The organism is Hymenobacter edaphi, assembly GCF_003258365.1.
Lineage (GTDB): Bacteria > Bacteroidota > Bacteroidia > Cytophagales > Hymenobacteraceae > Solirubrum > Solirubrum edaphi.
The window spans coordinates 161,856-187,441 of sequence record NZ_QHKM01000001.1; the positions used below are offsets into that span (position 1 = coordinate 161,856).

20 protein-coding genes are annotated in these 25,586 nt (G+C 66.6%); 16 read left to right on the forward strand and 4 right to left on the reverse strand.

Going from position 1 to position 25,586, the window contains the following annotated elements:
* Nucleotides 1-54: 54 nt before the first annotated feature.
* Both DLM85_RS00500 and DLM85_RS00505 read right to left on the reverse strand, forming a co-directional pair.
* Complete coding sequence (locus DLM85_RS00500) at nucleotides 55-2,433, reverse strand: polysaccharide biosynthesis tyrosine autokinase (protein WP_111476115.1); 2,379 nt, start codon at nucleotides 2,431-2,433, stop codon at nucleotides 55-57.
* A 55-nt stretch (nucleotides 2,434-2,488) separates the two neighbouring features.
* Entirely contained in the window at nucleotides 2,489-3,283 is a 795-nt protein-coding gene (locus tag DLM85_RS00505) for a polysaccharide biosynthesis/export family protein (protein ID WP_111476116.1), read from the reverse strand.
* A 306-nt stretch (nucleotides 3,284-3,589) separates the two neighbouring features.
* On the opposite strand from DLM85_RS00505, the gene DLM85_RS00510 reads away from it, so the two are divergent.
* From DLM85_RS00510 to DLM85_RS00570, 13 genes are all read left to right on the forward strand, one after another.
* On the forward strand, nucleotides 3,590-4,267 hold the full coding sequence (locus DLM85_RS00510; protein ID WP_111476117.1) for a response regulator: 678 nt from the start codon (nucleotides 3,590-3,592) through the stop codon (nucleotides 4,265-4,267).
* Between the two features lie 124 nt (nucleotides 4,268-4,391).
* A complete protein-coding gene (locus DLM85_RS00515; protein WP_111476118.1) occupies nucleotides 4,392-5,777 on the forward strand; it encodes a HAMP domain-containing sensor histidine kinase in 1,386 nt (461 codons plus the stop codon).
* Nucleotides 5,778-6,107: 330 nt separating this feature from the next.
* On the forward strand, nucleotides 6,108-7,652 hold the full coding sequence (locus tag DLM85_RS00520; protein WP_243635829.1) for a SulP family inorganic anion transporter: 1,545 nt from the start codon (nucleotides 6,108-6,110) through the stop codon (nucleotides 7,650-7,652).
* 107 nt (nucleotides 7,653-7,759) lie between these two features.
* Nucleotides 7,760-8,566, forward strand: coding sequence for a carbonate dehydratase (gene can, locus DLM85_RS00525; RefSeq protein ID WP_111477458.1), 807 nt, complete (start codon nucleotides 7,760-7,762; stop codon nucleotides 8,564-8,566).
* Nucleotides 8,567-8,775: 209 nt separating this feature from the next.
* Nucleotides 8,776-9,720, forward strand: a complete 945-nt coding sequence (locus DLM85_RS00530; RefSeq protein ID WP_111476120.1) for an NAD(P)-dependent alcohol dehydrogenase — start codon at nucleotides 8,776-8,778, stop codon at nucleotides 9,718-9,720.
* Between the two features lie 126 nt (nucleotides 9,721-9,846).
* A complete protein-coding gene (locus DLM85_RS00535) occupies nucleotides 9,847-10,416 on the forward strand; it encodes a hypothetical protein (protein WP_111476121.1) in 570 nt (189 codons plus the stop codon).
* 157 nt (nucleotides 10,417-10,573) lie between these two features.
* Nucleotides 10,574-11,551, forward strand: a complete 978-nt coding sequence (locus DLM85_RS00540; RefSeq protein WP_111476122.1) for a hypothetical protein — start codon at nucleotides 10,574-10,576, stop codon at nucleotides 11,549-11,551.
* Between the two features lie 353 nt (nucleotides 11,552-11,904).
* The gene (locus DLM85_RS00545; RefSeq protein ID WP_111476123.1) at nucleotides 11,905-14,466 is read left to right on the forward strand and encodes a type IA DNA topoisomerase; all 2,562 of its coding nucleotides are present in this window, start codon (nucleotides 11,905-11,907) and stop codon (nucleotides 14,464-14,466) included.
* Between the two features lie 41 nt (nucleotides 14,467-14,507).
* Nucleotides 14,508-15,380, forward strand: a complete 873-nt coding sequence (locus tag DLM85_RS00550; protein WP_165821954.1) for a hypothetical protein — start codon at nucleotides 14,508-14,510, stop codon at nucleotides 15,378-15,380.
* Between the two features lie 96 nt (nucleotides 15,381-15,476).
* Nucleotides 15,477-16,460, forward strand: a complete 984-nt coding sequence (locus DLM85_RS00555; protein WP_111476125.1) for a hypothetical protein — start codon at nucleotides 15,477-15,479, stop codon at nucleotides 16,458-16,460.
* Between the two features lie 19 nt (nucleotides 16,461-16,479).
* A complete protein-coding gene (locus tag DLM85_RS00560; RefSeq protein ID WP_111476126.1) occupies nucleotides 16,480-16,812 on the forward strand; it encodes a hypothetical protein in 333 nt (110 codons plus the stop codon).
* A 122-nt stretch (nucleotides 16,813-16,934) separates the two neighbouring features.
* Nucleotides 16,935-18,044, forward strand: coding sequence for a transglutaminase domain-containing protein (locus tag DLM85_RS00565; protein ID WP_111476127.1), 1,110 nt, complete (start codon nucleotides 16,935-16,937; stop codon nucleotides 18,042-18,044).
* A gap of 94 nt (nucleotides 18,045-18,138) precedes the next feature.
* Nucleotides 18,139-18,369, forward strand: a complete 231-nt coding sequence (locus DLM85_RS00570; RefSeq protein ID WP_111476128.1) for a DUF2905 family protein — start codon at nucleotides 18,139-18,141, stop codon at nucleotides 18,367-18,369.
* Here DLM85_RS00570 and DLM85_RS00575 read toward each other — a convergent pair.
* Together DLM85_RS00575 and DLM85_RS00580 are read right to left on the reverse strand one after the other, a co-directional pair.
* On the reverse strand, nucleotides 18,366-20,213 hold the full coding sequence (locus tag DLM85_RS00575; protein WP_111476129.1) for a prolipoprotein diacylglyceryl transferase family protein: 1,848 nt from the start codon (nucleotides 20,211-20,213) through the stop codon (nucleotides 18,366-18,368). The two genes, DLM85_RS00570 and DLM85_RS00575, sit on opposite strands and share 4 nt — an antisense overlap.
* 165 nt (nucleotides 20,214-20,378) lie before the next feature.
* Complete coding sequence (locus tag DLM85_RS00580; protein WP_111476130.1) at nucleotides 20,379-21,866, reverse strand: SDR family oxidoreductase; 1,488 nt, start codon at nucleotides 21,864-21,866, stop codon at nucleotides 20,379-20,381.
* Nucleotides 21,867-22,090: 224 nt separating this feature from the next.
* Between DLM85_RS00580 and DLM85_RS00585 the strand changes: the two genes are divergently transcribed.
* The 3 genes from DLM85_RS00585 (at nucleotide 22,091) to DLM85_RS00595 (ending at nucleotide 25,548) form a co-directional block, all read left to right on the forward strand.
* The gene (locus DLM85_RS00585) at nucleotides 22,091-22,774 is read left to right on the forward strand and encodes a hypothetical protein (protein ID WP_133256809.1); all 684 of its coding nucleotides are present in this window, start codon (nucleotides 22,091-22,093) and stop codon (nucleotides 22,772-22,774) included.
* 65 nt (nucleotides 22,775-22,839) lie between these two features.
* Nucleotides 22,840-24,510: an ArnT family glycosyltransferase gene (locus DLM85_RS00590; protein WP_111476132.1), complete on the forward strand. Its 1,671-nt coding sequence runs from the start codon at nucleotides 22,840-22,842 to the stop codon at nucleotides 24,508-24,510.
* 87 nt (nucleotides 24,511-24,597) lie between these two features.
* Entirely contained in the window at nucleotides 24,598-25,548 is a 951-nt protein-coding gene (locus tag DLM85_RS00595) for a T9SS type A sorting domain-containing protein (RefSeq protein ID WP_111476133.1), read from the forward strand.
* The last annotated feature ends 38 nt before the right edge of the window (nucleotides 25,549-25,586 follow it).

Sequence of the window (25,586 nt, forward strand, 5' to 3'; positions counted from 1 at the left end):
AGAAGGCGCGGCGGTGGGCGGCAGGGGCGGAGCGGCTCCGAGCGGAGCCGGCGCCTAGCTGTAGCCGTAGGCGTAGGCGTTTTTCTTGTAGCGGTACTCGTAGGTCTTGCTGAAGTGCATGTCGTTGATAATCATGTACACGTGCTTGATCTTGCCCTCCGCGTACAGCTCGTTGATCTGCGCAATGAGCGAGCGGTCGGTGTAGTTCTGGCGCACCACGTAGATGTTCGCGTCGAGGTAGCGCAGCAGCACGAAGTACTCCGACACGTAGCCCACCGGCGGGGTGTCGAGCAGCACGTAGTCGTACTCGGCGCGCAGCTGCTCCAGCAGGCCGGCCATGCGCGGGCTTTCCAGCAGCTCCGTCGGGTTGGGCGGAATGGCCCCGCAGATCAGCACGTCGAGGTTGGGAATGCCCGAGGCGCGCAGGCAGCGGCCCAGCGGCTCCAGGTTGGCCAGGTAAGCGGCCAGGCCCGGCGCGTCGCGGTCCAGGTCGAAGTAGCTGGCCACGGTGGGGCGGCGCAGGTCGGTTTCCACCAGGGCCACGCGGCGGCCCGAGTGGGCCAGCTCAGCGGCCAAGTTCACCGCGCAGAAGCTCTTGCCCTCGCCCGGCACCGAGGACGTGACGCCCAATACTTTCTTATCCAGCCCCGCCGAGAGGTACTGCAGGTTCACGCGGATGGAGCGGAACGACTCGGCAATCGGGCCCTTGGGGTTGCGCAGCATGTCGGTGCGCTCCTGCTTGTTGCCGTGGGCCACCACGCCCAGCATCGGAATGTCCGTCACGCGCACCAGGTCTTCCTTGCTCTGAATGCGGCGGTTGGCCTTGTCCAGCAGCAGGGCCAGGCCCAGCGGCCCCAGCAGCCCCACCAGCAGGGCCACCAGGCCCACAAACATCGGCCGCGGGGCCGAGGCACCCGCGCTGCTCATGGCCGCCGCGTCGATGACTTTCTTGTCCGTCGAGTTGGTGGCCAGCGTGATGGCGGCTTCGGCCCGCTTCTCCACCAGGAAGTTGTAGTTCTTGTCGTTGAAGTCCGACTTGCCCTTGAGCACGGCCAGCTCCCGCTCGTTTTCGGGCATGCGGCTCATGTCGGCCCGCACCCGGCCCAGCTGCCCGCCCATGTCGGCCAGCTGAATGTCCATGTTGTGAATCATGCTGGCCAGGTTCTGCTCCAACGACGACTTGGTGGTGCGGATGCGCTCATCGAGCACCGTCACCAGCGGGTTGTTCACGCTGGCATTCACCACCAGGCCGGCTTTCTGGTTGGAGAGGTCGGCCAGCTGCAGGATCAGGCTGCTGAGCACCCCGTCGGGCACGCCCGCGGCGGCGGCGGCCGTCACGGTACGGTCGGCGCGCAGCTGCCCGAGCAGGTTCTGGTAGTAGCTGCGCTGCGAGGTGAGGCGGCTGCGCTCCAGCTCCAGCCCGGCGGCCTGCTGAATGCCCGCCGTCGACTGCGCATTCACGTCGACCACGCCGCGGGTGGCCCGGAACGTGCTCAGCGCCGCCGCCGACTGCTGCCGGGCCTGGCTGAGCTTGCGGATTTCGGAGTCGAGGAAGGCCACGGTTTTCTGGCCCGTCAGGTTTTTCTCGCGCAGGTCCTCGGCGATGAACACGCTCATCAGGGTGTCCAGAAACTGCTTTTCCTTGGCCGGCACCGTGCCCTTGGTGGTCAGCTCGATGATGCGCGACTCGTGGTCGACGGAGCGCACCTGCAGGCGGCCCTGGTAGTCGCCGGCCACGCTGCCCAGGTCGTTGAGGGTGAAGTAGTACCGCTCGTGCGGGTCGGGCGTCACGCCGGGCTCGGGCTCGATGGTGAGGCTGAGCAGCGGGTGCTGCAGCGGCTCGCCGGCCGCCACGGTCTGGTCCACGTTCACATCGAGCACCTGGCGCACCAGCTCGCCGGTGGGCAGGCTGGTGAGCTGGCCCTGCTTGGCCCGGGCCGTGAGGCGGTACTTGCCGCCGGGCAGGGGCTGCACCTGCACGCGCAGGCCGCTGAGCTGGGCCGCCGCCGGATCGGGCACCACCCGGAAGGGCACCGAGCCCGGCGCCCGCTCCCGCACCTGCAGCAGGCGCACCTTGTTCAGCCAGTTGTTGGGGGCGGCGAAGTAGCTCACCTGGAAGCCGGGCAGGCGCTGCACCACCTGGCGCACCATGCCGGCCGAGCTGATAAGCCCGATTTCGTCTTCCATCTTGATGCCCCGGTCCTTGACTTCCAGCAGGTTCAGCAGCTCCTGGGCCCGCTTCGAGCCCGAGCTCTGGTTGCCCAGCAGCATGGTGGCCCGGAAGTCGTACACCGGCGCCTTGGTCTGCAGGTACAGCCAGGCACAGGCGCCGGCCAGCAGCAGCCCGGCCAGAAACAGGGGCCAGCGGGCCCGCAGCTTGAAAAACAGCAGGTGAAGATCAAGCTCGTCGGAGGCAGCGGTGCGTGGTTCCATAGCCGGGGCAGATTTACGGGGGCGGCCGGGCGGCGCGGAGCGCGTCCGGCCGCCGCTAATTGGTTATCTTGATGTAGTTCAGAATCAGCACCAGCGCCGAGATGCCCGAGAACAGCAGGGCCAGGTTGCCCGCGTTGGCGCGGCGGGTACGGGCCACCAGCGGCTCCACGTAGATGGCATCGTTGGGCAGCAGGTAGAAGTTGGGCGAGGCAAGCAGGGCCGGGTCAGTCAGATCCAGCAGCACCACCTCGTTGCCCTGGGGCGTGGGCCGGATCAGCTTCACATTCTGGCGGTTGCCGTACTCGGTCAGGTCGCCGGCCAGGCCCAGGGCCTCCAGCACGGTGGCCTGCCCGTTGTACACGAAGTAGCGGCCGGGCGTGCGCACCTCCCCGAGCACCGTTATCTTAAAGGAGAGCAGCTTCACCAGCACGTTGGCGTCGCGCACGTAGCGGCTCACCTGCTGCTGCACCAGCGCCTGCGCCTCGTCGACGGTGAGGCCCTGCACCTTGATCTTGCCCACCGTGGGCAGGTTGATGGTGCCGTTGGCGTCCACGTTGTAGCCGGCGAGAAACATGTTGCCCGGGTCGCCGGCCATCACGCTGCGCGTGTCCGTCACGTTGAACATCTCGTTCAGGGCCGGCTGCACGCTCTGCACGCGCACCGACAGCACGTCGTTGGGCTGCAGGCGGTAGGGCTGGGGGGCATTGGCCACGGCCACGGGGGCGCGGGTGGAGTAAGTCGGGCTTTGCAGGTAGGGCAGCTTGCGCTGCGAAATGCAGCCTCCGAGCCATAACAGCAAGAGGCACAGCACCGCCAGGGGCAGGCGGTTGATCCGGGAAGGGTAAGCCATGGTGGTGGTGGAGTTGGCTTAACTACTGACAGGTTTCCGGTAAGCGGGCCGCCCGTGGCGGGGAAGCCGGCTTGGAGAAGCCTGTCAGCGCAAGAAGGGTTGGTGAATCATGATGATGTAATTTTTCCTTAAACATATAGGACTTAAATCTAAGAGTCAAGTTATTTTTTACTTATTCCATTAATTATTTGTAATAGTTTTTGTTCAAAATACCCTTGCAGGTAGTATTAAAGGGGCATTAATGTGGACCGATACGTCCGGAAGCGCAGGCAACCGCCTACCTTCGGCCGCGTATTCTTTGCGCGTATGAAGATTCTCCTGGTTGAAGACGAGCCCAAAGTGGCGGCCTTTCTGCAAAAAGGCCTGAGCGAACAAACCCACGCCGTCGACGTGGCGGCCGATGGGGTGCTGGGCCTGCGCCAAGCCCTTTCCACCTCCTACGACCTGATCATTCTCGACCAGCTGCTGCCGGGCCTGAGCGGGCTAGAAGTGTGCCGGCAGGTGCGCGCCCACAATCCGGCCGTGCCCATCCTGATGCTCACGGCCCTGGGCGAGACGGACGACAAAATCCGCGGCCTCGACGCCGGCGCCGACGACTACCTCGTCAAGCCGTTTGCTTTTCAGGAGCTGCTGGCCCGCATCCGGGCGCTGGCCCGGCGGCGGCAGGACCAACCCGCCCAGCCCCAGCTGCGCCTCGCCGACCTCACCCTCGACCCCGTCAGCAAGGTGGTGACGCGCGCGGGCCAGCCGGTGCAGCTTACCGCCCGCGAGTTTGCCCTGCTGCACTACCTGCTGCGCAACCAGGGCCGCGTCGTGTCGCGCGTCGACATCCTGGAGCACGTGTGGGAAACCTCGTTCGATACCGGCTCCAACGTTATCGACGTGTACATCAACTTCCTGCGCAAAAAAATCGACAAAGACTTCACCCCCAAGCTCATTCATACCCTGGTGGGCATGGGCTACGTGGCCAAGGTCAATGAATAAGGTGAAATGGTGAACTGGTGAGTGCCGTTCTGCTTGCGTAAGCCGCGTGGTCTGCGCCAGCTGCGCAGGACTGACCTCTCCAACATCAAACTCACCACCTCACCACCTCACCATCTCACTGCTCATGTCCATTCGTCTGCGGCTGGCGCTGCAGTACGCGGCCATCGTGGCCGTCACGCTGCTGCTGTTTTCGGGGCTGGTGTACGGCTTCACGTACTATTCGCGCAGCCAGTTTTTTGCCGAGGCGCTGCGCAGCCGCGCCCGGGTGGTGGGCCACGTGTACTTCGACGGGCAGCAGCTGCAAACCAACGAGCGGCACCGCGCGGCCTACACCCGCTACCTGCGCCAGCTCTACCGCACCCTGCCCGATGAAGAAGTGCGCATCTACGACGCCAGCGGACGGGTGGTATTCCGCGAGGGCCAGGCCACGCAGCGCCAGATGCCGGCTAAATGGCTGAGCACCAATGTTCAGCCGCTGCTGCGACGCGACGCGGGCTGGCACTACACCCTGGGCCTGCACTACCGCGCCCCGAACGGCAGCCGTTACCTGGTGGTGGCCTGGTCCGTCGACACCGACAGCCAGCGGCAGCTGCGCACCCTGCGCGGGGTGCTGGGGCTGGGCCTGCTGGTGGCCATGGTGATGACCGGCATCGGCGGCTGGGTGTTTGCCGGGCAGGCGCTGAGCCCCATGCGCCGGGCCGTGCAGGAAATGGGCAGCATCACGGCTTCGGACATGCACCGCCGCCTTTCCGGGGCCGAGGGCCAGGACGAAGTGTCGCAGCTGGCGCGCACCTTCAACAGCCTGCTCGACCGCCTCGAAACCGCCTTTGCGGGCCAGCGCACCTTCGTACGCGACGCTTCGCACGAACTGCGCACCCCGCTCACCGTGCTCATCGGCGAGCTGGAAGTGGCCCTGCTGCAGCCGCGCACCGCCGAGGGCTACCAGCAGGTGCTGCGCAACACCCTCGACGCGGCCCGGCTGCTCAAGGACCTCGCCAACGGGCTGCTGCAGATTGCCCGCGCCTCCGACGACCCCTCGCAGGTGCCGCTGAAGCCCCTGCACATGGACGAGCTGCTGCTGCAGGCCCACGAGGAGCTGCAGCGCCGCCACCCCACCTGCCGCATCGACCTGGATTTTCACCTGCCGCCCGAGGCCCCCGACGCGCTGGTGCGCGGCAACGAGGCCCTGCTGCTCTCGGCCGTGCTCAACGTGCTCGAAAACGCCTGCAAATTCTCTCGGGGCGCCGACCAGCCCATCATGGCCACCCTGCACGCCCGCCCCGGCCGGGTGCTGCTGGAAGTGCATGACCGCGGCGTGGGCATGAGTGAAGCCGACCGGCAGCAGGTCTTCGTGCCGTTTTTCCGCGCCGACAACGCCCGGGGCGTGCCCGGCCACGGCATTGGCCTGCCGCTCACCCACAAAATTATGGAGCTGCACCACGGAGCTATTCACATCCAGAGCGAACTGGGCGCGGGTACCCGGGTGCTGCTGGAGCTGCCGAGGGCCTGATATAACCGCGTAAATTCCCCGGGCGCGGCGCCGCAGGTGCCTCGGGAGCCTACCGGCATGCCTGGCCATTGGGCGGCAAGGCGCTGAGCGGTTGGGGCTGCCCAGCAGCGGGCGGATGAGCAGGATGCTTTTAACCTCTTTTTAATACCCTTTTAACGGGAGATTAAGACGGGGTACTAACCTTTAGGGCTATACTCGGGAAGTGTGCTTAGCCTGCAGCGTCGCAGGCAGCAGTGCTGACCGGCTCAGGATTCCCCTCCCATGGAAGCATTCAAAACAGTTCCGGACCCGAAGCCGCACATGGCGGCCAACGTCCCGCAGCCGCGGGCTATGGGTTCTACCCTGAGCAAGGATTTGCCGGCCGGGCTAGTGGTGTTTCTGGTGGCGCTGCCGCTGTGTCTGGGCATTTCACTGGCCTCGGGCGCCCCGCTGCTCTCCGGCCTGATTGCCGGGGTCATCGGCGGCCTGGTGGTGAGCTGGATCAGCGGTTCGCAGCTGAGCGTGAGCGGGCCGGCCGCCGGCCTGACCACCATCGTGCTGGGCGGCATCCAGAAAATGGGGAGCTACGAAGCCTTCCTAGTGGCCGTGGTGCTGGCCGGGGTTATGCAGTTTGTCCTGGGCCTGCTCAAGGCCGGCGTTATCGGCATGTACTTCCCCACATCGGTTATCCGCGGAATGCTGGCGGCCATTGGCGTCATTCTGCTAATGAAGCAGATACCGCACTTTCTGGGCGGCGACGAAGACTTCTTCAAAGACCTTGATCTGTTCGAATCCGAGTTCGTGGGGGCCCTGGACAAGATTCAGCGCGCCGCGTCCAGGCTGCAGCCCGGGGCCATGCTTATCGGCCTGATTTCCCTCTCGGTGCTGCTGCTCTGGGAGCAGTCGTACATGAAGCGCGTGCCCGTGCTCAAGCTGCTGCCCGGGGCGCTGGTGGTGGTGCTGGCGGCCATCGGTATGAACCAGCTGCTGGGCGCGCTGCGCCCCGAGTGGCAGGTGCAAACGGCCCACCTGGTGAATTTGCCGAGTATCAGCGGCCTCGACGACCTGAGCAAAGTGCTGCGCTTTCCCGACTGGTCGGTGCTGACCAAAGGCCCGGGCGTGTACCTGCTGGCGGCCACCATTGCGGCGGTAGCCTCCCTGGAGTCGCTGCTGAGCGTGGAAGCCGTCGATAAGCTCGATCCGCAGAAGCGCCGCACCCCCACCAGCCGCGAGCTGCTGGCTCAGGGCACCGGCAACACCCTCTCGGGCCTGCTGGGCGGGCTGCCGCTGACGGCCGTTATCGTGCGCTCCTCGGCCAACCTCAATGCCGGCGCCCAGTCGCGCCTCTCGGCCTTTATCCACGGGGTGCTGCTGCTGCTGGCGGTGCTCTTCCTCGAAGACGTGCTCAACCTGATTCCGCTGTCGGCCCTGGCCGCGGTGCTGCTGCTGGTGGGCTACAAGCTCACCAAGCCGGCTCTCTACTCGGGCCAGTGGCGCCTGGGCTGGGCGCAGTTTGTGCCCTTCGTGGTGACGGTGGTGGCCATTCTGGCTTCCGACCTGCTCAAGGGCGTGGGCGTGGGCCTGGCGGTGGCGGCCTTCTTTATCCTGAAGGCCAACGCGGAGTCGGCGCTGTTTTTCCACTACGAGCCCGACCACCTGCCCGGTACCGTGCACGTGAAGCTGTCTGAGCACGTGACTTTCCTCAACAAAGCGGCCATTACCACCACCCTGGACCGCTTCCAGCCCGGTACGCGCGTAATTCTGGATGGCTCCGATTCCATCACCATTGATTACGACGTACTCGAAGCCATCGAGAACTTCCGCCAGAGCGCTGCCGACCGCGGCGTGCAACTGGAGCTGCGCAGCATTCCGCAGGTGCAGGTCGGGGGCCACTAAGTCGGCCTGCCGGTGCCCGACTGCGTAGAAGCTCCACCGCTTTCCTTCCCATTTTTATCTGCCGTACGACTGCCGTCATGGTCATTCCCAAGAACACCCCTCCCCACATGCAACGAATATTCGAAGGCAACCGCCGCTGGGTAAAAGACCAACTGGCTAAAGACCCCGAATACTTCGAAAAACTTTCGCTGGGCCAGAAGCCCCGCTACCTCTTCATCGGCTGCTCCGACTCGCGCGTGCCCGGTTCGGGCATCACCGGCACCGGCCCGGGCGAAATGTTTACCCACCGCAACATCGCCAACCTGGTGGTGCACACCGACATGAACCTGCTCTCGGTGCTGCAGTACGCGGTGGAGGTGCTGGAGGTGGAGGTCATCATGGTGGTAGGTCACTACGGCTGCGGCGGCGTGGCCGCGGCAGCCTCCAACAACCAGTACGGCCTGATCGACAACTGGCTGACCAACATCCGCGACGTCATCCGGCTGCACGAAACCGAGTTGCTGCGCATCAAGGACGACGAGGAGCGTCTGCGCCGCCTGGTGGAGCTGAACGTCATCGAGCAGGTGCGCAACCTGGCCAAGACCACCATCATCCAGAACGCCCGCAAGCGCCAGAATCCGCCCAAGCTGCACGGCTTGGTGTACGACATCCGCGAGGGCCTGCTGAAAGACCTGGAGGTGAGCACCGAAGACCTGAACGAGTTCCAGCACATCTACCAGCGCGACAAAGCCGTGCTGACCGCCGGTACCCAGGTGCTGCTGGAAAAGCTGCAGCAGGAAGACAACGGCCACCCGGCGCCGGCCGCTCAGCCGGAGCAGAACCACCCGCTGGCGCCGGAAATGTCGGAAGAAGAACAGGCCGAAGAAGCCGTGAACCTCAACGCCTCGGCCAAACAGGCCGGGCGGCGCGGTTAATCTGCGGCCCGCCATTAGTGCAGGCGTGGGTTGATAGCTCACCCACCCAGCCCGAAAACCTCCGTCGCCCCTGGCACGGAGGTTTTTTTGTGGACGCGCGCAGCGGCCGGGCCGGGCGTCGTATGTTGCAGCCCGGCCGCGCCGGTGGCCGGGCTGCCATGCCCCCCGCCGATTGGCGCGTACGGCCAACGGCACTTCCCGCCCCGCCCATGAAAGCCATTTACTACGCCGAATACGGTTCCGCCGACGTGCTGCAGTACGGCGAGCAGCCCACGCCCGAGCCCCGGGCCGACGAACTGCTCGTGCGCGTGCACGCCAGCAGCGTCAACCCCGTCGACTGGAAAATCCGGGGCGGCGACCTGAAGCTGGTGTCGGGGTTCCGCTTTCCGCAGATTCCGGGCCGCGATGTGGCCGGCGTGGTGGAGCGCGTGGGGGCGGCGGTCCGGGAGTTTCGGCCCGGCGACCGGGTATTCGGCATGGTCGACAGCCTGGGCGGGGCCAATGCCGAGTACGCCGTGCTGCCCGCCCGCGTGGCCGCCGCGCTGCCCGCCAGCCTGAGCTTCGAGCAGGCCGCCGCAGTGCCGCTGGCCGGCCTCACCGCCCTGCAGGCCCTGCGCGACCGGGGCGGCCTGCAGGCCGGCGAGCGGGTGCTCATCAACGGCGCCTCGGGCGGAGTGGGCACGCTGGCCGTGCAGCTGGCCCGCCTGCTGGGCGCCGGCCACGTGGTGGCCACCTGCGGCGCCCGCAACGCGGCTCTGGTGCGGGGCCTCGGGGCCGACGAAGTCATCGACTACGCCGAGCACGACTTCACCCACGACCACGGCCGCTACGACCTCGTGTTCGACGCCGTGGCCCGCAGCAGCTACCAGCAGAGCCGGGCGGCCCTGCGCCCCGGCGGCCGCTACGTGACCACCGTGCCCGACCCCCGGGACCTGGCCCTGGGCCTGCCGCGCAGCGTGTTTTCCGACAAAAAGCTGCGCATCGTGGTGACCAAGGACCGCGGCCCCGATATGCGCCAGCTGGCCCAGTGGCTGGGCTCCGGCCGGCTCCGCCCCGTCATCGACGCCGCCTTTCCGCTGCCCGACACCGCGGCCGCGCACCGCTACAGCGAGCAGGGCCACGCGGCCGGCAAAATCGTGCTGACGGTGGCTTGAGCCGCCCGCCAAAAGTCAGGAGCGGCCGCCAGCTGTTCGGTTCGATGCGGCCTGGGTGGTTATCTTCAGGCTCGCGTCCGCCGCCTGGCGGCGTGGCCAGTGCCTTCGATTACTCGTCCTGATTTGATGAACCGGCTCGTTGCCTTCCTGTTGCTGTTCGTTTCCACCGCGGGCTTCGGCCAAAGCCTGGCTGCCTCGCCTCCCGAAACCACCGGCTGGGCCCTGTTTCGCAGCTACGCCCCGCTGCTGGCGGTGCTCATTCCGCTGGTGACCTACCTCACGGCCCAGTACAAGGACTGGCGGTCGGCCCAGGGCACGCTGAACAAGGCCTTTCAGGGTGAAAACGACGCGGTGGTGTACATGACCCACAAGGTGCAGCACAACGAGTGGAAGCGCCGCATGAAGCGCGCCCCCGGCTTCCGCCGCGAGGTCATCACGGCCTTGTGCCTGGCCTGGTCGGTGCAGCGCTTGGACTACATCAAGGCACTGATCTTCGACGCGCTGCTGTGCGTGGGCCAGCAGGGCTACGCCGACGAAACCCAGTTCGTGCTCGACAAGCTGCTGCGCCAGTACCAGCAGTACCACGAGCGGTTCGAGGCGGCGCAGTTTGCGGGCGTCATCGGGAGCATGGAGCAGCTGAAAGTGGCGCTGGCGGCCGGGGAGGCGGCGCGCGTCGCCCAGGCCGGACGGGGGTAGCCGGGGCCGGGCGGTGGGGGCTATGCGCGCTTGTTCGTCCCGGTAAACCTCTGGGGCACTCGGAAGCCGTGTTGCTCGGCCGGCGGCGCGCCCCGCCGGCAACTAAATTTGGCCCAAATAGGTCCCCGGGCGTAGCTTAGAACCTTCTTCTGCGGCTATGCTGGACGTTTTTATCTATTTCCTTCAACTTCTTGCCACGCTTATCACCACGCTGCTGGGCCTGGCGGGCATGCTGTACGACTTTCACATTCCTGACACCAAGCGGCTCACGCCCGTGGGGCGCAAGGTGCTGACGGGTTTTGTCGTCTCGTCGGTGGTGTCGGTAGTAGCCTCGGGGCTCGATTTCTACAAAAAGCAGCAGGCCGACCAGGAAGCTTACGCCCAGACCGTGCGCAGCATCCGCAGTACCGACCGGCTGCTGCGCGACATCAACCGCACCTTGCACCCCCTCGAAACGGTTGAGGGCCGGTTGAACGTAAATCTGCTGGACCGCCCGGGCCGCAGGGAAGTCCGGGACCTGAAGGCCCGGCTGCGTCAGTACGCGGCCAGACCCGGCTCCCCATCCGGCGAGGTGGCAAAGAATGTCTTCGTGGAGGCCACGCCCCGCGGGCGGCTGGTGCGGGTTAATCCCGGGGCGGCCGAGTACCCCACGGCCCGCACGGCCCCGGCCCTGCACCACGCCCTGACGGGCTATAGCATGGGCGTCAGCATATTCCGTCCCGATAACCTGAAAAGCCGGACGTTTCAGGTGTTGGCCGACTCCTCGATTATTGAATTCGGCGCGCCCGATCTGTCGCTGCTGCTGGAGCCGGAGTCGCGGGAGCAGCCCCTGCTGATGTACTGGCCGGAGACGGACGAACTGCAGGTGGAGCTGGACTTCAAGGTCAGCGAGAAAGCCGACTGGGGCACCAACGGCAAACTTGCTTCTACCCTTGACCTGCCCGGCATGCACCTGCAGCTGAATCCGGACATCTATAACTCCCGGGCCCGCACGCTGGCTTATCAGCTGCAGGCGGTACAGCTTTCCTTTTCGGGCGAAACCTACTGGCTGAAACCCTCTCAGGTGCAGACCGGGCGGGTCGGTACCTTCACCTATCACCGCGCGGTGCTCAAGCCCATCGTAGTGAAAGAGTAGCGTCCGGCGGGGCCGGCTGATTCAGTGGGGTATTTCGCCGTCGGCCGGCGCCGCACCGAGCCGGCGGGGCTGCGCTTTCAGCAGGGGCAGAACAGAAGGCCGCCGAGTCAGGCCGGGGCCCTGGCCAGCGAGGCAGGGACGTTGGCGGCCCGGCGCAGCCCCGGCAACCTTGCTCGATAAGCTGCCGGCCAAAGGCAGGCCCGCAAACGGCTGGCCGGGCGTGCTGCAGGCCTCCCGGCCGCAACTTCCCCCGCCCGCCCCGACTTTTTCTCCGGTTATCTTTGTTGATTCAACGCCGCTGAGCCCGCCGGAGTCAGCGCCATCACTGCATCATCAACGTTAATCAGCGGTCCGTGAAAGTCTGCATTGCCGAGAAGCCCAGCGTCGCCCGCGAAATTGCCAACGTGCTCGGCGCCCGCCTGCGCATGGACGGCTACTTCGAGGGCAACGGCTACCAGGTCACCTGGACGTTCGGGCACTTCTGCACCCTCAAGGAGCCCCAGGACTACCACCCCGAGTGGAAGCGCTGGAGCATCCACGACCTGCCCATGCTGCCCGACAACTTCGGCATCAAGCTGATGGAGGACGACGGGGTGCGCCGGCAGTTCGCCGTCATCAAGCGCCTGCTGGCCGACGCGGAGGAAGTCATCAACTGCGGCGACGCGGGGCAGGAGGGCGAGGTGATTCAGCGCTGGGTGCTGACCGAGGCCAAGTACCGCAAGCCCTTCAAGCGCCTCTGGATTTCGTCCCTGACCGAAGAGGCCATCCGCCAGGGCTTCGCCAACCTGCGCGACGGGAAAGAGTTTGACCGGCTATACATGGCTGGCAAGAGCCGCGCCATCGGCGACTGGCTGCTGGGGCTGAATGCTACCCGCCTGTTTACCCTGAAATACGCCCAGGGCCGGGGGCAGGTGCTCAGCCTGGGCCGGGTGCAGACGCCCACGCTGGCCCTGCTGGTCGACCGTTACCACGAAATCCAGAACTTCAAGCCCGAGCCGTACTGGGTGCTGCGCACCGAGTACCGGGGCACCATGTTCAGCCACGTGGCCCCGCCCAAGAAGGGCAAGGCCGAGGACGACGAGCCCGACGAAAAGGCCCGCCTGAAGGCCCGCGGCTACTTCGTGAGCCAGGAAGAGGCCGATAAGGCGATGGAGGCAGTGAAGGATGTGCCGCTGGTCATTACCGGCGTCGAAATCAAGAAGGCGCTGGAGTCGCCGCCCTCGTTGTTCGATTTGACCTCCCTGCAGGTGCAGTGCAACAACCAGCTGGGCCTCTCGGCCGAGGACACGCTCAAAACCGTGCAGGCGCTCTACGAGAAGAAGGTCGTGAGCTATCCGCGCGTCGACACCACCTTCCTGCCCGACGACCAGTACGCCAAGATTCCGGGTATTCTGCAGGGCATCAGCGGGCCCTACCACAGCCTGGTGCAGCCGCTGCTGGGGCAGAAAATCCGTAAGTCAACCAAGGTCTTCAACAACAACAAAGTCACCGACCACCACGCCATCATCCCCACCGGCAACGCGCCCGGCGGGCTGAGCACCTGGGAGACGAACGTGTACGACATCATCGTGCGCCGCTTCCTGGCCGCGTTTTACCCCGACTGCGAAGTCTCGAATACGACCGTGACGGCGGCGGCGGCTGGCTACCCCTTCCGGGTGCGCGGCCGACAGATTCTAAGCCCCGGCTGGCGCATCGTCTACGGCGACCCGACGCAGCAGCAGGCCCCCAGCACCGCCAAAGCCGGCGAGGGCGACGATGACGTGGTGAATACCGTGCTGCCCGCCTTCGTGAAGGACGAATCGGGGCCGCACAAGCCGCGGCTGGACCAGAAAGTAACCCAGCCCCCGCGCGAGTACACCGAGGCCATGCTGCTGCGCGGCATGGAAACCGCCGGCCGCAACGTGGACGACGAGGAGCTGCGCCTGGCTATGAAGGAAAACGGCATCGGCCGGCCCAGCACCCGCGCCGCCATCATCGAGACGCTGTTCAAGCGCGGCTACATCCTGCGCGAGAAAAAGCGCATCGTGCCCACGCCCACCGGTGTCGAGCTGATTGGCCTGATTCGCAACCCCACCCTGAAATCGGCCGAGCTGACTGGGCAGTGGGAGCGGAAGCTGCGCCAGATCGAGGCCGGCAACCTGGAATCGGACGTGTTCCTGGCCGAATTGAAGACGCTGGTGCAGGAAATGGTGCTGGAGGTGAAGCAGGACCGTGCCCGCATGGTGGCCCTGCCGCCCACCGCCACCGACGCGGCGGCTGCGGCGGCCAAGAACGGCGGCAGCAAGGCCCCAGCCAAACCCACCGCCCCCAAGCCCGCCGCCAGCGCCACGCCCGGCCCCGAGGGAGCTTTGGGCACCTGTCCGGCTTGCGGCAAGGGCCACGTGCTCAAGGGCAAAACGGCCTACGGCTGCTCGGGCTGGAAGGACGGCTGCAAGTTCCGCCTGCCGCTGGTGTTCGAGGGCAAGAAGTTCACCGATAAGCAGCTCTCGGCCCTGTTCACGAAGGGCCGCACGCCCGTCATCAAGGGCTTCGTCGACGATGTGGGCCAGAAGTTCGACGCGGCCATCGGCCTGAACGCCAAGCACGAGCCGGAGCTGCTGCGCGCCGCCGAAAGCAAGCCCGCCGCCGACGACAAGCCCCAGCAGATTCCCTGCCCGGTGTGCCGCCTGGGTACCATGCTCAAGGGCAAAACCGCCTGGGGCTGCTCCCGCTTCCGCGAAGACTGCCAGTTCCGGGTGCCCCTGGAGCTCTGCGGCCGCCTGCTCACCGACGCCCAGGTGGCCAAGCTGCTGCGCCGCGGCAAGTCCGACGTCATCCGCGGCTTCACCTCCCAGCGCACGGGCCAGAAGTTCGAAGCCGCGCTGGAAGTCACGGCCGAGGGCGAGGTGAAGTTCGTGTTTGAGAAGAAGGCGTGAGGGGGCGGGCTACCTGGCTGGGCGCGCTGCTGGTGCAGTGCTTGGTGGCCCGCAGCAGCCCCGCGCAGCCGTCGGCAGGCAACCGGATAGACGGCATCAACACGGCGCAGGCGGTGGAAGAGCTGATTCACGCCGCCGACACGGCGGGCCATTTTTCCTACGTGACGGTTTCCGACACCTTGTCCATTCGCAATCGGGACTGTAAATGCCAGGCCCGCAAGCGGGGGGTGAAACCGTGGGTAAAGGCAGACTTCGACGGCAACGGCCGCACCGATCTGCTGGCAATCGGCGACGCCAACCGGCAGGAAGTACTGCTGGTTATGGCGTTTGACGGGGATAAATACACCGTTCGGAGGGTAAACTATGGCAGTAAGTACTGCTTTCTGCCCGTCGTTGCCGATAAAGGAGTTACCAAGTTGATAGAGGCCAAATCCTACGTGCGTCGGTTCGGCGGCCGGCTGGGGACGTCCAGGCGCTACCGGTTGGTTTACAAACACGGCGGGCTGATAGAATACAATCCCCAGCCAGGCGCCCAGCGGGTCGAAAGTATCGCGCTGTCTTACTTCATGTCTTACCACAGGAAGGTAAAAGTGGACATGACCATCACCGATTCCGGGTTTGTCGTTTGCCGGGAAGAAACCGATGGCGTGGTAACGAACCGCGTGGCCGGGCTGGCGAAGGCGGAATTTGAAGCCTTAACCGACCTAATCAACTACGCGGGAATCGGGCGGCGGCGGGCGACGTACACCAGGAGCGGCAACCATCACCCGCATTACTACTTAACAGTAGCCTACGAAGGAGGCTTCAAGCAGATTGATGACGACGGCGGCGAAGGCTCGATGGGGCTGGAGCTGCTTTATGAGAAAATGCTGGCTTTGCGTAATTCGCTGCGTTGGCAGGAGGTAGAGAAATAAGTAGTGAGTAGCAGTGAAATCCTCTTGGCTGCGCGCACCAGCAACTCAGCTTGGTACAGCGGTGGCGGTTTGATACGGAGGCTTCTCTTTTCTTGCATGGTAGGCCTGCTGCTGAGCGCCTGCCGGCCTGACTCCACCCCGCAGGATACACCGTCGGCCGCTGCCCGTTCAGAACGGGCGCCGCAGAAGCGGGTGAAGCGGCCGGTTATAGCGGCTATCCGAACGGCCGCGCAGGTGCAGCAGCTACTGGCGTCGGTTGATGCGGTGTACGACCACTTTACCGTCGATACGACTTTGCGGGTACCTGATCCGCGAGTAGCGTGGCGCTACCGCCGGGCGGGCGTACGGGCTTGGGAACGAGTGGACCTGGACGGCAACGGGCGGCCGGATCTGGTGGTAACCGGCCTGCTGGATTACGGCGCCCCGTATCCGCAAACCAGCGAGGTAGTCTGCCTGCTGGACATGGGCGACTCACTTGTAGTCGACGACTTGGGGCGCCGCCATACGCGCTACGGCCCGGTGGCCCAGGTGGTGTACCGGGGCGGAATACCGCTGTTACGCTACCAGGATTTTGCTCCGCCGATTTTGCAGGTCGATAGCCTGCGGGATGGGCAGACGTTCCTGCTGACTTATCGTTTCGGAGGCTTCACCGAATACAACCCGAAGCCCGGCCGGTACGGGCGGCTCGATAGCCTTTCCTACAAGCACGATTTCGCCTACAATGATTTTTTCGTGTCCAAGCTCGTACTGCAAGCGGGAGGGGCAGCGGCATACAGCGCGTGCCAAGGGCCGGTGCTTAAGCAAGATGGTCCTACCGTCTGCGAACAGCTCACCGCCACCGTGGCGGCTGCACCACTGGCCGAAATTAACGAACTGGCAAACTACCTGGACGCCGGTCAGCTGCAGCCTCGCTACCGGGCCTTCATCAACCACGTTCCAGATGCTACCCTGACGCTTGCCTATCCCGGCCGGCGTGTCAGAGTCATTGATGAAGGGGAGAAGGCTACCTTCGGCTTGACCAGACTGTACGCGCTATTGTCGGAGCTACGAAAAACCCAGCAGTGGCAATCCGCAAAATAGCTTTTGGAACCACCTGAAAATGCCCAAGAAGCCCGCCAAACGCCGACCAGCGTCTACCCCCGCCCCGCCGCCGCCCGTCCAGCGCGCCGCCCTGTTCCGCGCCCGGCTGCTGGGCTACCTGGTGGGCCTGGTGCCGCTACTGGCCCTGCTGCTGATGTTCCGGCAGGTGCTGCCCAGCCAGGTGGCGCTGGGCCTGGTGCTGGTTGGCTTCCTGGCCTCGGTGTGGGTGCAGCAGCGCATCCGGCAGCGCTTCCCGCACGATTTCAAGCAGCGGGCCGAGTGGCTGGCGCTGGGCGCGTACACGCTCATCGTGGTAGCCCTGACGGCGGTGTTTTTGTCGCTGGTGCGCTGAAAAAAGGGGCGGGGCGGGCCGCTGTGGCGGGAAGTGCGGGGGCGCAGAAAAAACGGCAGCCCGGGCAACGGTAGCCAGGGTGGGTACATCTATTCGGGCACACGAATATTTCTCCGCCCGCTATGAAAACCCTGTTGCTGCCCTCGCTGCTGCTGGTCGGTGTCAGCGCCCTTGCCCAATCCGCCATTTACCAGGGCCTGCCCGTTATCAAGGCCCACGCGCTGCGGGCCGACTACCGCCTGGGCCGGGAGTGGGTGAACGGCAACTGGCGCATTGCCCCCGAAGCCAGCCCCGACGTGCTGACCCTGAGCCTGCACGCGGCCAAGGAAACCGTGGTGTTTCGCACCGATCAGGACTCGGTGCGCTACACGCTGAAACCCGGCGACGTGCAGCGCTTTTACGTGCGCCTCGACGACGGCCGCTACGCCCTGACGGAGCTGCGCGCTACCGCCTTTGCCGCCGAGCCGCTGCGCTTTGAGCGCCCCCGCCCGGCCACGCCCTACGCCTTCCGCTACGAAACCGGCCCGGGCAACGCCTACCTCGCCCAGCTGCGCGAGCAGTACCACCTGGACGCCGTGGTGCAGGGCGCCGCCGACGACACCGAGCGCGCCCTGCGCCTGCTGCACTGGGTGCACCAGCGCTGGCGCCACGACGGCAGCAATGAGCCCGCAAAAAAGGACGCCATTTCCATCCTGGAAGAAGCCCAAACCGGCAAGCAGTTTCGCTGCGTGGAGTACGGCATCGTGGCCACGGCCTGCCTGAACGCCTACGGGCTGAAGTCGCGGGTGCTGGGGCTGAAAACCCGGGACGTGGAAACCACCGAGAGCGGGGCCGGCCACGTATTGCTGGAAACCTGGCTGCCCGACCGGCAAAAATGGGCGATGCTCGACGGGCAGTGGGACGTGATGCCCGTGCTGCGGGGCACGCCGCTGAACGCGGTGGAGTTTCAGCAGGCCATTGCCCGCAATTACCAGGACCTGGAAATCCGCAGCCTCTCGGGCGCCAGCAAAATGGGCTACGTGGGCTGGATAGCGCCTTACCTGTACTATATGGACGTGAAGTTCGACAACCGCGAAGGCCTGGGTCTGGAGCGTGCCAGGGTCGGCGACAAAGTCAGCCTGATGCTGGTGCCCGCCGGCGCCAAGGAGCCGACCATCTTTCAGGTGAAGAATCCCATCAACTATTGCCTCTACACCCGCTCACTGGCCGCCTTTTACGCCAAGCCCGAGTAAGCCCGTCCCGTTGACGACGGCCGCGTAGGCGGTGGGGAGGCATCCGTTTGGCGCGCGGTGCGTACCCACGGGGTACCCCGCCTCGCAAGCGCCAATGCCTCCCCAACTCGGTAAGCTTCTCGTCGTCCTGGGCCTCGGCCTGGCCCTGCTCGGCGCCGTCATCTGGCTGGGCGGCGGCAGCCTGCTCGGCTGGTTCGGCCGCCTGCCCGGCGACATCCGGGTGGAGCGGCCGGGCTTCCGCTTCTACGCGCCGCTGGCCTCGATGCTGCTGCTGAGCCTGCTGCTGAGCGCGGTGCTCTGGCTGATTCGGCGGCTGGGCGGCTAGCGGCGGCCTGCCAGCGGCAGGGCGTAGCGCAGCTGCCCGCTGAGCTGGTAGTGGCGGCCGAAGTCGGTGGCGGCGGATGGCTCCAGCAGCAAACCGGTGCGGCCCAGCCGAAGCTGCCCGCTGACAAAGCCCATGACCGGCCGCGGGTAGTGGCTGGCCAGGGCAAAGCCCGCCAGCAGGTGGCCGCCGTCGGTGGCGCCCAGGCCCGAGCCCACTCCCAGGCGGTACACGTAGTTTCCCAGAGCCAGCGGCCCCGTCCCAAAATCCGCCTGCAGATACGCCAGGCGGCGTACCCCGGTCCACAGCGACGCCTCGGGCAGCACCTGCATCGGGCGGGGCCTGCCCCCACTGGCCTCGCGCCGCAGCGCTTGATCAGCGTACCCGAGCTGCCCCAGGTGCAGCCCGGCCCGGAAGCCGAGTGACCAATTGCCGCCGTCGGGGTAGCGGTACTCGATGTACGGATTGATGTCCCAGAGCCGGCGGTGCAACACGTAGTCCGGATTGCCGGTGGCGAATGGCCCGTTGGGGGCCAGCTGCCTGATGCCGATGTCCTCGGCGCCGCGCCACACGCCCACGCCCAGCGCCCGGAAAGCCCGGCGAGGGTTCTGCACCGTGTATTCGACGGTGCCGCCCGCCACGCGGTAGCGGTGGTAATAGGCTGTGCGCGAGGAGCTGCCGCTGCAGCCCGATTCGATGTGCTGCTGGTCGTAAGCCCCCCCGGTGCCGCCCACGCCCAGCGTGAGGTAGCGGCGCACCGCCGCCGAATCGGTGGGGGCCGGTGCCTGGTTGGTAAACAGCAGCACCACCGACGCCAGGCCCAGCGGCAAGCTCAGGCGGTGCGGGCCGGCTTCGGCGCGGCGACGCAGCAGGGCCAGGGCTTCGGCCAGCAGTACCACCGTCAGCCCGGCTTTTAGCACCAGCACTTCGGGCAGCGTGAAGGCGGCCGGACCCAGCAGGGCGGTGAGGGCGAGCATGGCCGCCACGCCCAGCAGAATGCGCAGCGACTGATTGGCGGGCACCACCTCGGCCGCCGGGGCCGTGGCCCGGGTGCGCCGCCACCAGCCCCAGCCAAACAGCAGCAGCAGCGGCAGCAGGACCCATTGTACCTGCTTCAGCGCCAGCCCGCCCACGCTCAGCAGCCCGGCGCCCACCTGCTCGCCGGCCGGGTCGCGCCCGAACTCAAGCAGGAAACGGCCCAGCAGCAGCAACGCCACCTGCAGCAGCCGCCAGCTGCCGCCCGGCCAGGGCCGGCGGCGCAGCGCCCACAGCAGCCCGCCCACGCCCAGTACCAGCAGCCCCGCCAGCGCCTGCGTGGGCAGCACCGGCAGGGAGTGCGCGGCCGTGGCCGGAATCAGCCCGCGCTGCACCTGCACCAAGTAGGGCAGCGTGTCGGGGGCGTAAGTCACACCCCAGGCGGCCACGTGGCCGAAGCAGCAGCCGGTGAGCAGGCAGCCCACGCACTGCACGGCGTAGGCAGCGGCCGTGGGCAGGCAGAACGCATCCAGCGCGTGCCAGCCGTAGCCCAGCCAGCGCCGCAGCGCCAGCCCGGCCAGTGCCGCCCCGATGGCCCCGCCCAGCACCGAGCGCGCCGTGCCGGCCGGCCATTGCCCGGGCTGCCACAGCGCGGCCCAGTCGGGGCCCGGCACGGCTATGAGCTTGGTACCCACAATGAAGGCCAGCGTGACGCCGGTGGTCAGCAGCAGCCAGGAGCGCAGCGGGTAGCCGCGCCGATGGCCCACCCACAGCAGCAGGGCCTGGTTGAGCAAGACGGCCAGCACGTAAAACGTGGTGTAGTACTGGTGGCCGACGGGGGAGGGCAGCAGCAGGGGGGAGAGGTGCGGCATAGAGGCGGGAAATAGCGGAGCCGCCTACCCGGAAGCAGCCAGGGAAGGTACGACTGCGCCGCGCCGCCGGCCCCGCAATGTCGGCCGGCATCTGACGCGGCAGGAGCAGCCGGGCTGGTAGTAATTTACTGGTTTTTAGTGAATAAAATCCAGAATAAATAGACTTTATGCGCCGTCTGGTGCCACGCCGGGCGCCGCTCCGGCGGCCGGGTACTGCCCGATGTTTTCAATCATGCCCCGGAAGATGACGAAGTGGAAGGGCACCAGCGCGTACCAGTACAGGCGCCCGGCCAGCCCCCGGGGCCGAAACGCGGCCAGCTGCTCCAAGGTGTGCGAGTCGTCGGCGTTGTCGAGGATGCGGAACTGCAGCCAGGCCTCGCCGGGCAGCTTCATTTCGGCGTAGAGCAGCAGGCGCCGCCCGGCGCGGTCGGCCACCAGCACCCGCCAGAAGTCCAGCGGGTCGCCGGGGCGCAGGTCGGTGGGGGAGCGGCGGCCCCGGCGCAGGCCCACGCCGCCCACCAGCTTATCGAGCACCCCGCGCACTCGCCAGAGCCAGTCCACCTTGTACCAGCCGCGCTGCCCGCCGATGCGCCAGACGTTGTCGAGCACCTGCGCGGGCGGGCGGGTGAAGCGCAGCGTCTGCCGGTCGAAAAACATGCCCTGCTGCGGAATCTGCAGGTAATCCATGTAGTTGTCGGCGGCCACGCCGCTGCTGGCCGCGTCCTTCCAGCTGCTGACCACCTCGTTCTGCTCGATGCGCTGAAACGCCAGCGCCAAGGCTTCGGGGTAGCTCATGCAGCGGTGCGGCAGCACCCGCGCGATGCTGCACTGCGGGGCCACCACGGTGTCGTTGCGCAAGGAGTCAACCAAGCTCTGGGCCAGCGAAAACGAGGTGCGCGTGACCAGAAACAGCCACCACGACGACAGCCGCGGCGTGAGCACCGGCACGGTGAGGATGTAGCGCCGGAAGCCGCGCTGCCGCGCAAAGCCCTCCAGCATCTGCCGGTAGGTGAGCACGTCGGGCCCGCCGATGTCGAAGGCCTGGCCCAGGCAGTCGGGATGGCCGAGCACCGCCGTGAGGTAGTGCATCACGTCGCGCACGCCGATGGGCTGGCAGCGCGAGTTCAGCCAGCGCGGACCCACCATCACCGGCAGCTTCTCCACCAGGTCGCGGATGATTTCAAACGAGGCCGAGCCCGAGCCGATGACGATGCTGGCCCGCAGCACCGTGAGCCGGGCCCGGGCCGCGCCGCGCAGTTCCTCTTCCACGCCCTGCCGGGAGCGAAGGTGCTCCGAGAGCTGCACGTCGTTGACGATGCCCGAGAGGTAAATTACCTGCCGCACGGCCGTCTGGTCGAGGTACTGCACGAAGTTGCGCGCCGATTCCTGCTCCACCCGGGCAAAGTCGCGGCCGTTGGTGCTCATGCTGTGCACCAGGTAGTACACCGCGTCGAAATTGGTGGGCAGCCGGCGCAGCGTATCGGGCTGGCGCAAGTCGGCGGCCACCACCTGCACCCGCTTCTGCAGCGGCGCCGGCAGCTCGAAGCGGCGCGGGTCGCGCACCAGGCAGGTCACGTCGTGGCCGGCCGTGACCAGCAGCGGCAGCAGGCGCTGGCCGATGTAGCCGGTGGCGCCGGTGAGCAGAATACGCATGGGAAAGGACGTTAGGAAGTATTAAAACCAATCAATCTGCATCAAATTGGTTGGGTGTAATACTTTGGTCTACGCAAACGTGGCCGTCGAAGCCAGGATCAGCAGCCGGATTTATCTTTCTCCCCGGTACAACCTTTGCCGGCCCGAGCCGCTCAGCGTAGACGATATCACCGTTGGATGAATAGACTATGACACGATCTGCGCTAATTGGCAACGCTGGCCTGGTGCTGAGTACGTTACTGTTGGGTGGCTGCCAGAAAAACGCGCCGGACCCGCCTTACTATCGGTTCAGCGCGGATGACCGGCGCTGGATGCAGCACCAGGTCGGCGACGAGTGGCGCTTCGAAAACGGCCGGGGCCAGCAGCGGGTATACCGGATTGAGCGGGTGTTTGAGAAACTGAAACAGAATTACGACTGCTGCCCCATCTCCGGGCCGGCCCTGCCGTTTCCCGGCAGCGGCAGCCGGGTATTGTACCAATACGACCAGTGGGCCATGGCCTTTCAGCGGGTCGACACGGTAGGAGGCGCCTCCGGCACCATTGGGTTTCAGCGGCCGGTGGCGCCCGAGGCCCCGCTGCCGGAAAAAGCACCCGCCAACGCCGTGCTGGGGGCGGCAGGCGGTTGGCAAGAGTACATCGGCAGCCCCGGCCAATCCGGCAGACTGGGATGCTTCGAGTTGGAATGGCAGGCGGATACTACCGACGTCAACCTGCGGCCCAGCACGCCGCTCGTCGTCAACGGACAGCGCTACGACCATGTGGTGACGTTTGCGGCCGCCGGCCAGCCCAATGATTGTGCTGCGACCGGCTTGCCCCGCCCGCGTATTCGCCGCCTGTACTACGACCGTCAGTACGGCATCGTGCGCATGGAGTCGGTGACCGGCGAAGTCTGGGACCGGGTACGCTGAAGCAGCCAGGCACCGAAACGGCCGGTTTTGGGCTATTTTTGCCCCGCTTCACCTGCCTTTCGCCTATGCCTGCTTTGCCCCCGATGTCTTCGCGCCTGTGGTTGTGGCTGCTGCTGGCGGTGCTGTTCGGCGCGTTTCTGCTGAACCTGAACGCCTGGGGCGTGCTCGAAAGCAGCGAGGCGCGCTACGCCGAAATCGGGCGCGAGATGCTCACGGGCGGCGACTGGCTGCACCCGCGGCTGCTCGGCATTCAGCACTTCCACAAGCCCCCGCTCACCTACTGGCTCACGGCCGCGGGCCTCGGCCTGTTTGGCGGCACGGCCGGGGCGGTGCGCCTGCTGCCGGTGCTGGCCGTGCTGGCGCAGGTGGCCTTGGTGTACGCGCTGGGCTTGCTCATCTTCGCCCGCGACCGGCGCCGGGCCCTGGCCGCGGCCGTGGTGTACGGCACCTTGCCGGTGGTGCTGATTTCGGCCCTGAACGTGACCACCGATGCCTACCTGGCCACCCTGGAGCTGCTGGCGGCCTACGCCCTGCTGCGCTACCACCACACGCCGGCCGGGCGGCCCGCCGCGCGCTGGCTGTACCTGGGCTGGGTGGCGCTGGGGCTGGGCTTCCTCACCAAAGGCCCGGTGGCCGCGGTGCTGCCGGCCATGGTCGTCATCGGCCAGCACCTCACCAAGGGCAGCCCGCGCCGCGCCTGGAGCTGGCACCACCTGACGGCCGGCCTGCTCTTCGCGCTGGTGGGCCTGAGCTGGTACCTGGTGCTGGTGGCCGACAACCCCGCCTTCGTGCGCTACTTTCTCTTCGAGCACACCGTGGAGCGCTTCGCCAACGCGGCCACCTTCAACCGCGCCAAGCCCTGGTGGTTTTACCTGGTGCTGGCGCCGCTGGGGGCCCTGCCGTGGTCGGCGGCGCTGCTGACGGAGCTGGTGCGCACCGGCTGGCGCGGCCTGGGCCGCCGCTGGCAGCCGGTGCTGCTGTGGTGGGTGCTGGTGCCGCTGCTCTTCTTCTCGCTGTCCAAGTCCAAGCTGCTGCTTTACGTGCTGCCCATCTTCCCCGGCGTGGCCCTGCTCACGGTGGAGCTGCTCGGCCGCCGCACCGATGCCGTGCTGCTGCGCTGGTACGTGGGCTTCATGGCCCTGTTCGGGCTGGTGCTGGGCGGCCTGTGCCTGCTGCCGCTGCTGGGCGTGGGCTACGGGCTGAGCGTGGCGCCCTGGGTGGCGCTGTGGCCGGCGGCGGGCGTACTGGTACTGCTGTTCACCCACATGTTCTGGGATGAGGTGCGCGTGGCGCCGCGCCTGCTGGTGCTGACGGTGGTCTTTTCGCTGGGTTTGCTGGCCGCGGCCAAACCCATTCTGGGTCAGATCGAAGCGCGGGCCAACGGCAGCCGCCCGGTAGCGCAGCGGCTCAAGGAGCTGAATCTGCAGGACCGCCCGGTGCTCGTCTACAACGAGCTGCTGCCGTCCCTGGCCTTTGCCCAGCGCCGCCTGCCCGTCTCGCTCTACGACGGCAACCAGGCCCTGCAGCGCGAAACGCAGTTTGAGGCCGACGGCCGCTGGCACCAGCACCTGATCAACCTGCAGGACGCGGCCGATACCACTGTGCTCGGCCCGCTGCTGCGCCGCCGGCCGGTGCTGCTGAGCAAGGGCGAGCTGCCGGCGGGGCGGCGCCACCTGCTGCGCGGCCTGAACCGGCACGAGCACCTCGGGCGGTGGTGGATTTACTACGCCCGCTAGCGACGGGCGGCAGGGGAATGGCCTGAATTTTGTGCCGAGCTTATAGTTGATTGACTTTTCCCGATTCACTAAACCCCCTTTTGCTGAATGAAACACCGCTTACTCTATCTGTTGCTGCTGCTGCTGGCTGCCGTCGGCGCCCGGGCCCAGGCCCCGGCTACCCCCGCCTGGACGCCCGGGGCACGGTGGAACTACATCGCGGGCCTGCCGTTTGTGGGCCCGGGTACCCTGCAGCTAACCTACGTGGGGGATACGACCATCAGCGGGCGGGCTTGCCAGAAGCTGCGCCGCGACGTGAAATGGGGCAGCGGCAGCCCCCTGCGCCAAATGCCCCTGTTCACCAGCGCCGACGCCAACCGCGTTTCGGTGTACGTCAACGGCCAGTTCCAGACGCTCTACGACTTCAGCATACCGCCCGGGGGCTCGTGGATGACGGTAGACGACGTGGGCGGCATTGCCTTCTGCCCGACGCTGGTCCGCGTCACCGTCGACAGCGTGGGGCAGAAGCTGATTGGCGGGCGCCTGCGCCGCTGGTTCCGGGCGCACTACACGCCCTATACCTTCCCCGGCGGCCCGGTGCGCACCTACTCCTGGGGCCGCGTGTACGAAGGCCTGGGGCCGATCAACAGCTTCATGTTCCTGAACGGCGCCAACTACCCGGTCTGCGGGGGCACTGATCCGCCTTACGTCGGCGGGCTTATCTGCTACAGCATCAACGGGCAGGGCGAGTTTACGGACTCGCCCACGGCTTCCTGCTCGACCATCGTCACGGCGGGGCGGGATGCGGCCGCTGCCGCCGGCTTTGCGGTGTATCCCACCGTCGGCAGCGGCGAAGTGACGGTGACACGGCCCGCCGCCTACTCCCGCGCCACGGTGCGGGTATTCAGCGCCGCCGGCCAGCTGGTCGATGAGCAACGGCTGGCTTCGGCCACCGCTGAAACGGCGCTTCACCTGGGCCGCCTGCCGCGGGGCCTGTACCTGCTGCACTTACAGCAGCCCGGCCAGCCCTTGCTGACCCAGCGCCTCGTGCTCCAGTAAGCCTGCTTTTCCGCCGCCACAACGCCAACCGGCCCGGG

Excerpts from the sequence above, each read along its gene's own strand:
- DLM85_RS00500 (WP_111476115.1), bottom strand. The coding sequence starts at position 2,433 with ATGGAACCACGCACCGCTGCCTCCGACGAGCTTGATCTTCACCTGCTG.
- DLM85_RS00515 (WP_111476118.1), top strand. The coding sequence starts at position 4,392 with ATGTCCATTCGTCTGCGGCTGGCGCTGCAGTACGCGGCCATCGTGGCC.
- DLM85_RS00575 (WP_111476129.1), bottom strand. The coding sequence starts at position 20,213 with ATGCCGCACCTCTCCCCCCTGCTGCTGCCCTCCCCCGTCGGCCACCAG.
- DLM85_RS00535 (WP_111476121.1), top strand. The coding sequence starts at position 9,847 with ATGAACCGGCTCGTTGCCTTCCTGTTGCTGTTCGTTTCCACCGCGGGC.
- DLM85_RS00510 (WP_111476117.1), top strand. The coding sequence starts at position 3,590 with ATGAAGATTCTCCTGGTTGAAGACGAGCCCAAAGTGGCGGCCTTTCTG.
- DLM85_RS00540 (WP_111476122.1), top strand. The coding sequence starts at position 10,574 with ATGCTGGACGTTTTTATCTATTTCCTTCAACTTCTTGCCACGCTTATC.
- DLM85_RS00530 (WP_111476120.1), top strand. The coding sequence starts at position 8,776 with ATGAAAGCCATTTACTACGCCGAATACGGTTCCGCCGACGTGCTGCAG.
- DLM85_RS00595 (WP_111476133.1), top strand. The coding sequence starts at position 24,598 with ATGAAACACCGCTTACTCTATCTGTTGCTGCTGCTGCTGGCTGCCGTC.
- DLM85_RS00555 (WP_111476125.1), top strand. The coding sequence starts at position 15,477 with ATGGTAGGCCTGCTGCTGAGCGCCTGCCGGCCTGACTCCACCCCGCAG.
- DLM85_RS00580 (WP_111476130.1), bottom strand. The coding sequence starts at position 21,866 with ATGCGTATTCTGCTCACCGGCGCCACCGGCTACATCGGCCAGCGCCTG.
- DLM85_RS00560 (WP_111476126.1), top strand. The coding sequence starts at position 16,480 with ATGCCCAAGAAGCCCGCCAAACGCCGACCAGCGTCTACCCCCGCCCCG.
- DLM85_RS00565 (WP_111476127.1), top strand. The coding sequence starts at position 16,935 with ATGAAAACCCTGTTGCTGCCCTCGCTGCTGCTGGTCGGTGTCAGCGCC.
- DLM85_RS00570 (WP_111476128.1), top strand. The coding sequence starts at position 18,139 with ATGCCTCCCCAACTCGGTAAGCTTCTCGTCGTCCTGGGCCTCGGCCTG.
- DLM85_RS00520 (WP_243635829.1), top strand. The coding sequence starts at position 6,108 with ATGGGTTCTACCCTGAGCAAGGATTTGCCGGCCGGGCTAGTGGTGTTT.
- can (WP_111477458.1), top strand. The coding sequence starts at position 7,760 with ATGCAACGAATATTCGAAGGCAACCGCCGCTGGGTAAAAGACCAACTG.
- DLM85_RS00505 (WP_111476116.1), bottom strand. The coding sequence starts at position 3,283 with ATGGCTTACCCTTCCCGGATCAACCGCCTGCCCCTGGCGGTGCTGTGC.
- DLM85_RS00590 (WP_111476132.1), top strand. The coding sequence starts at position 22,840 with ATGCCTGCTTTGCCCCCGATGTCTTCGCGCCTGTGGTTGTGGCTGCTG.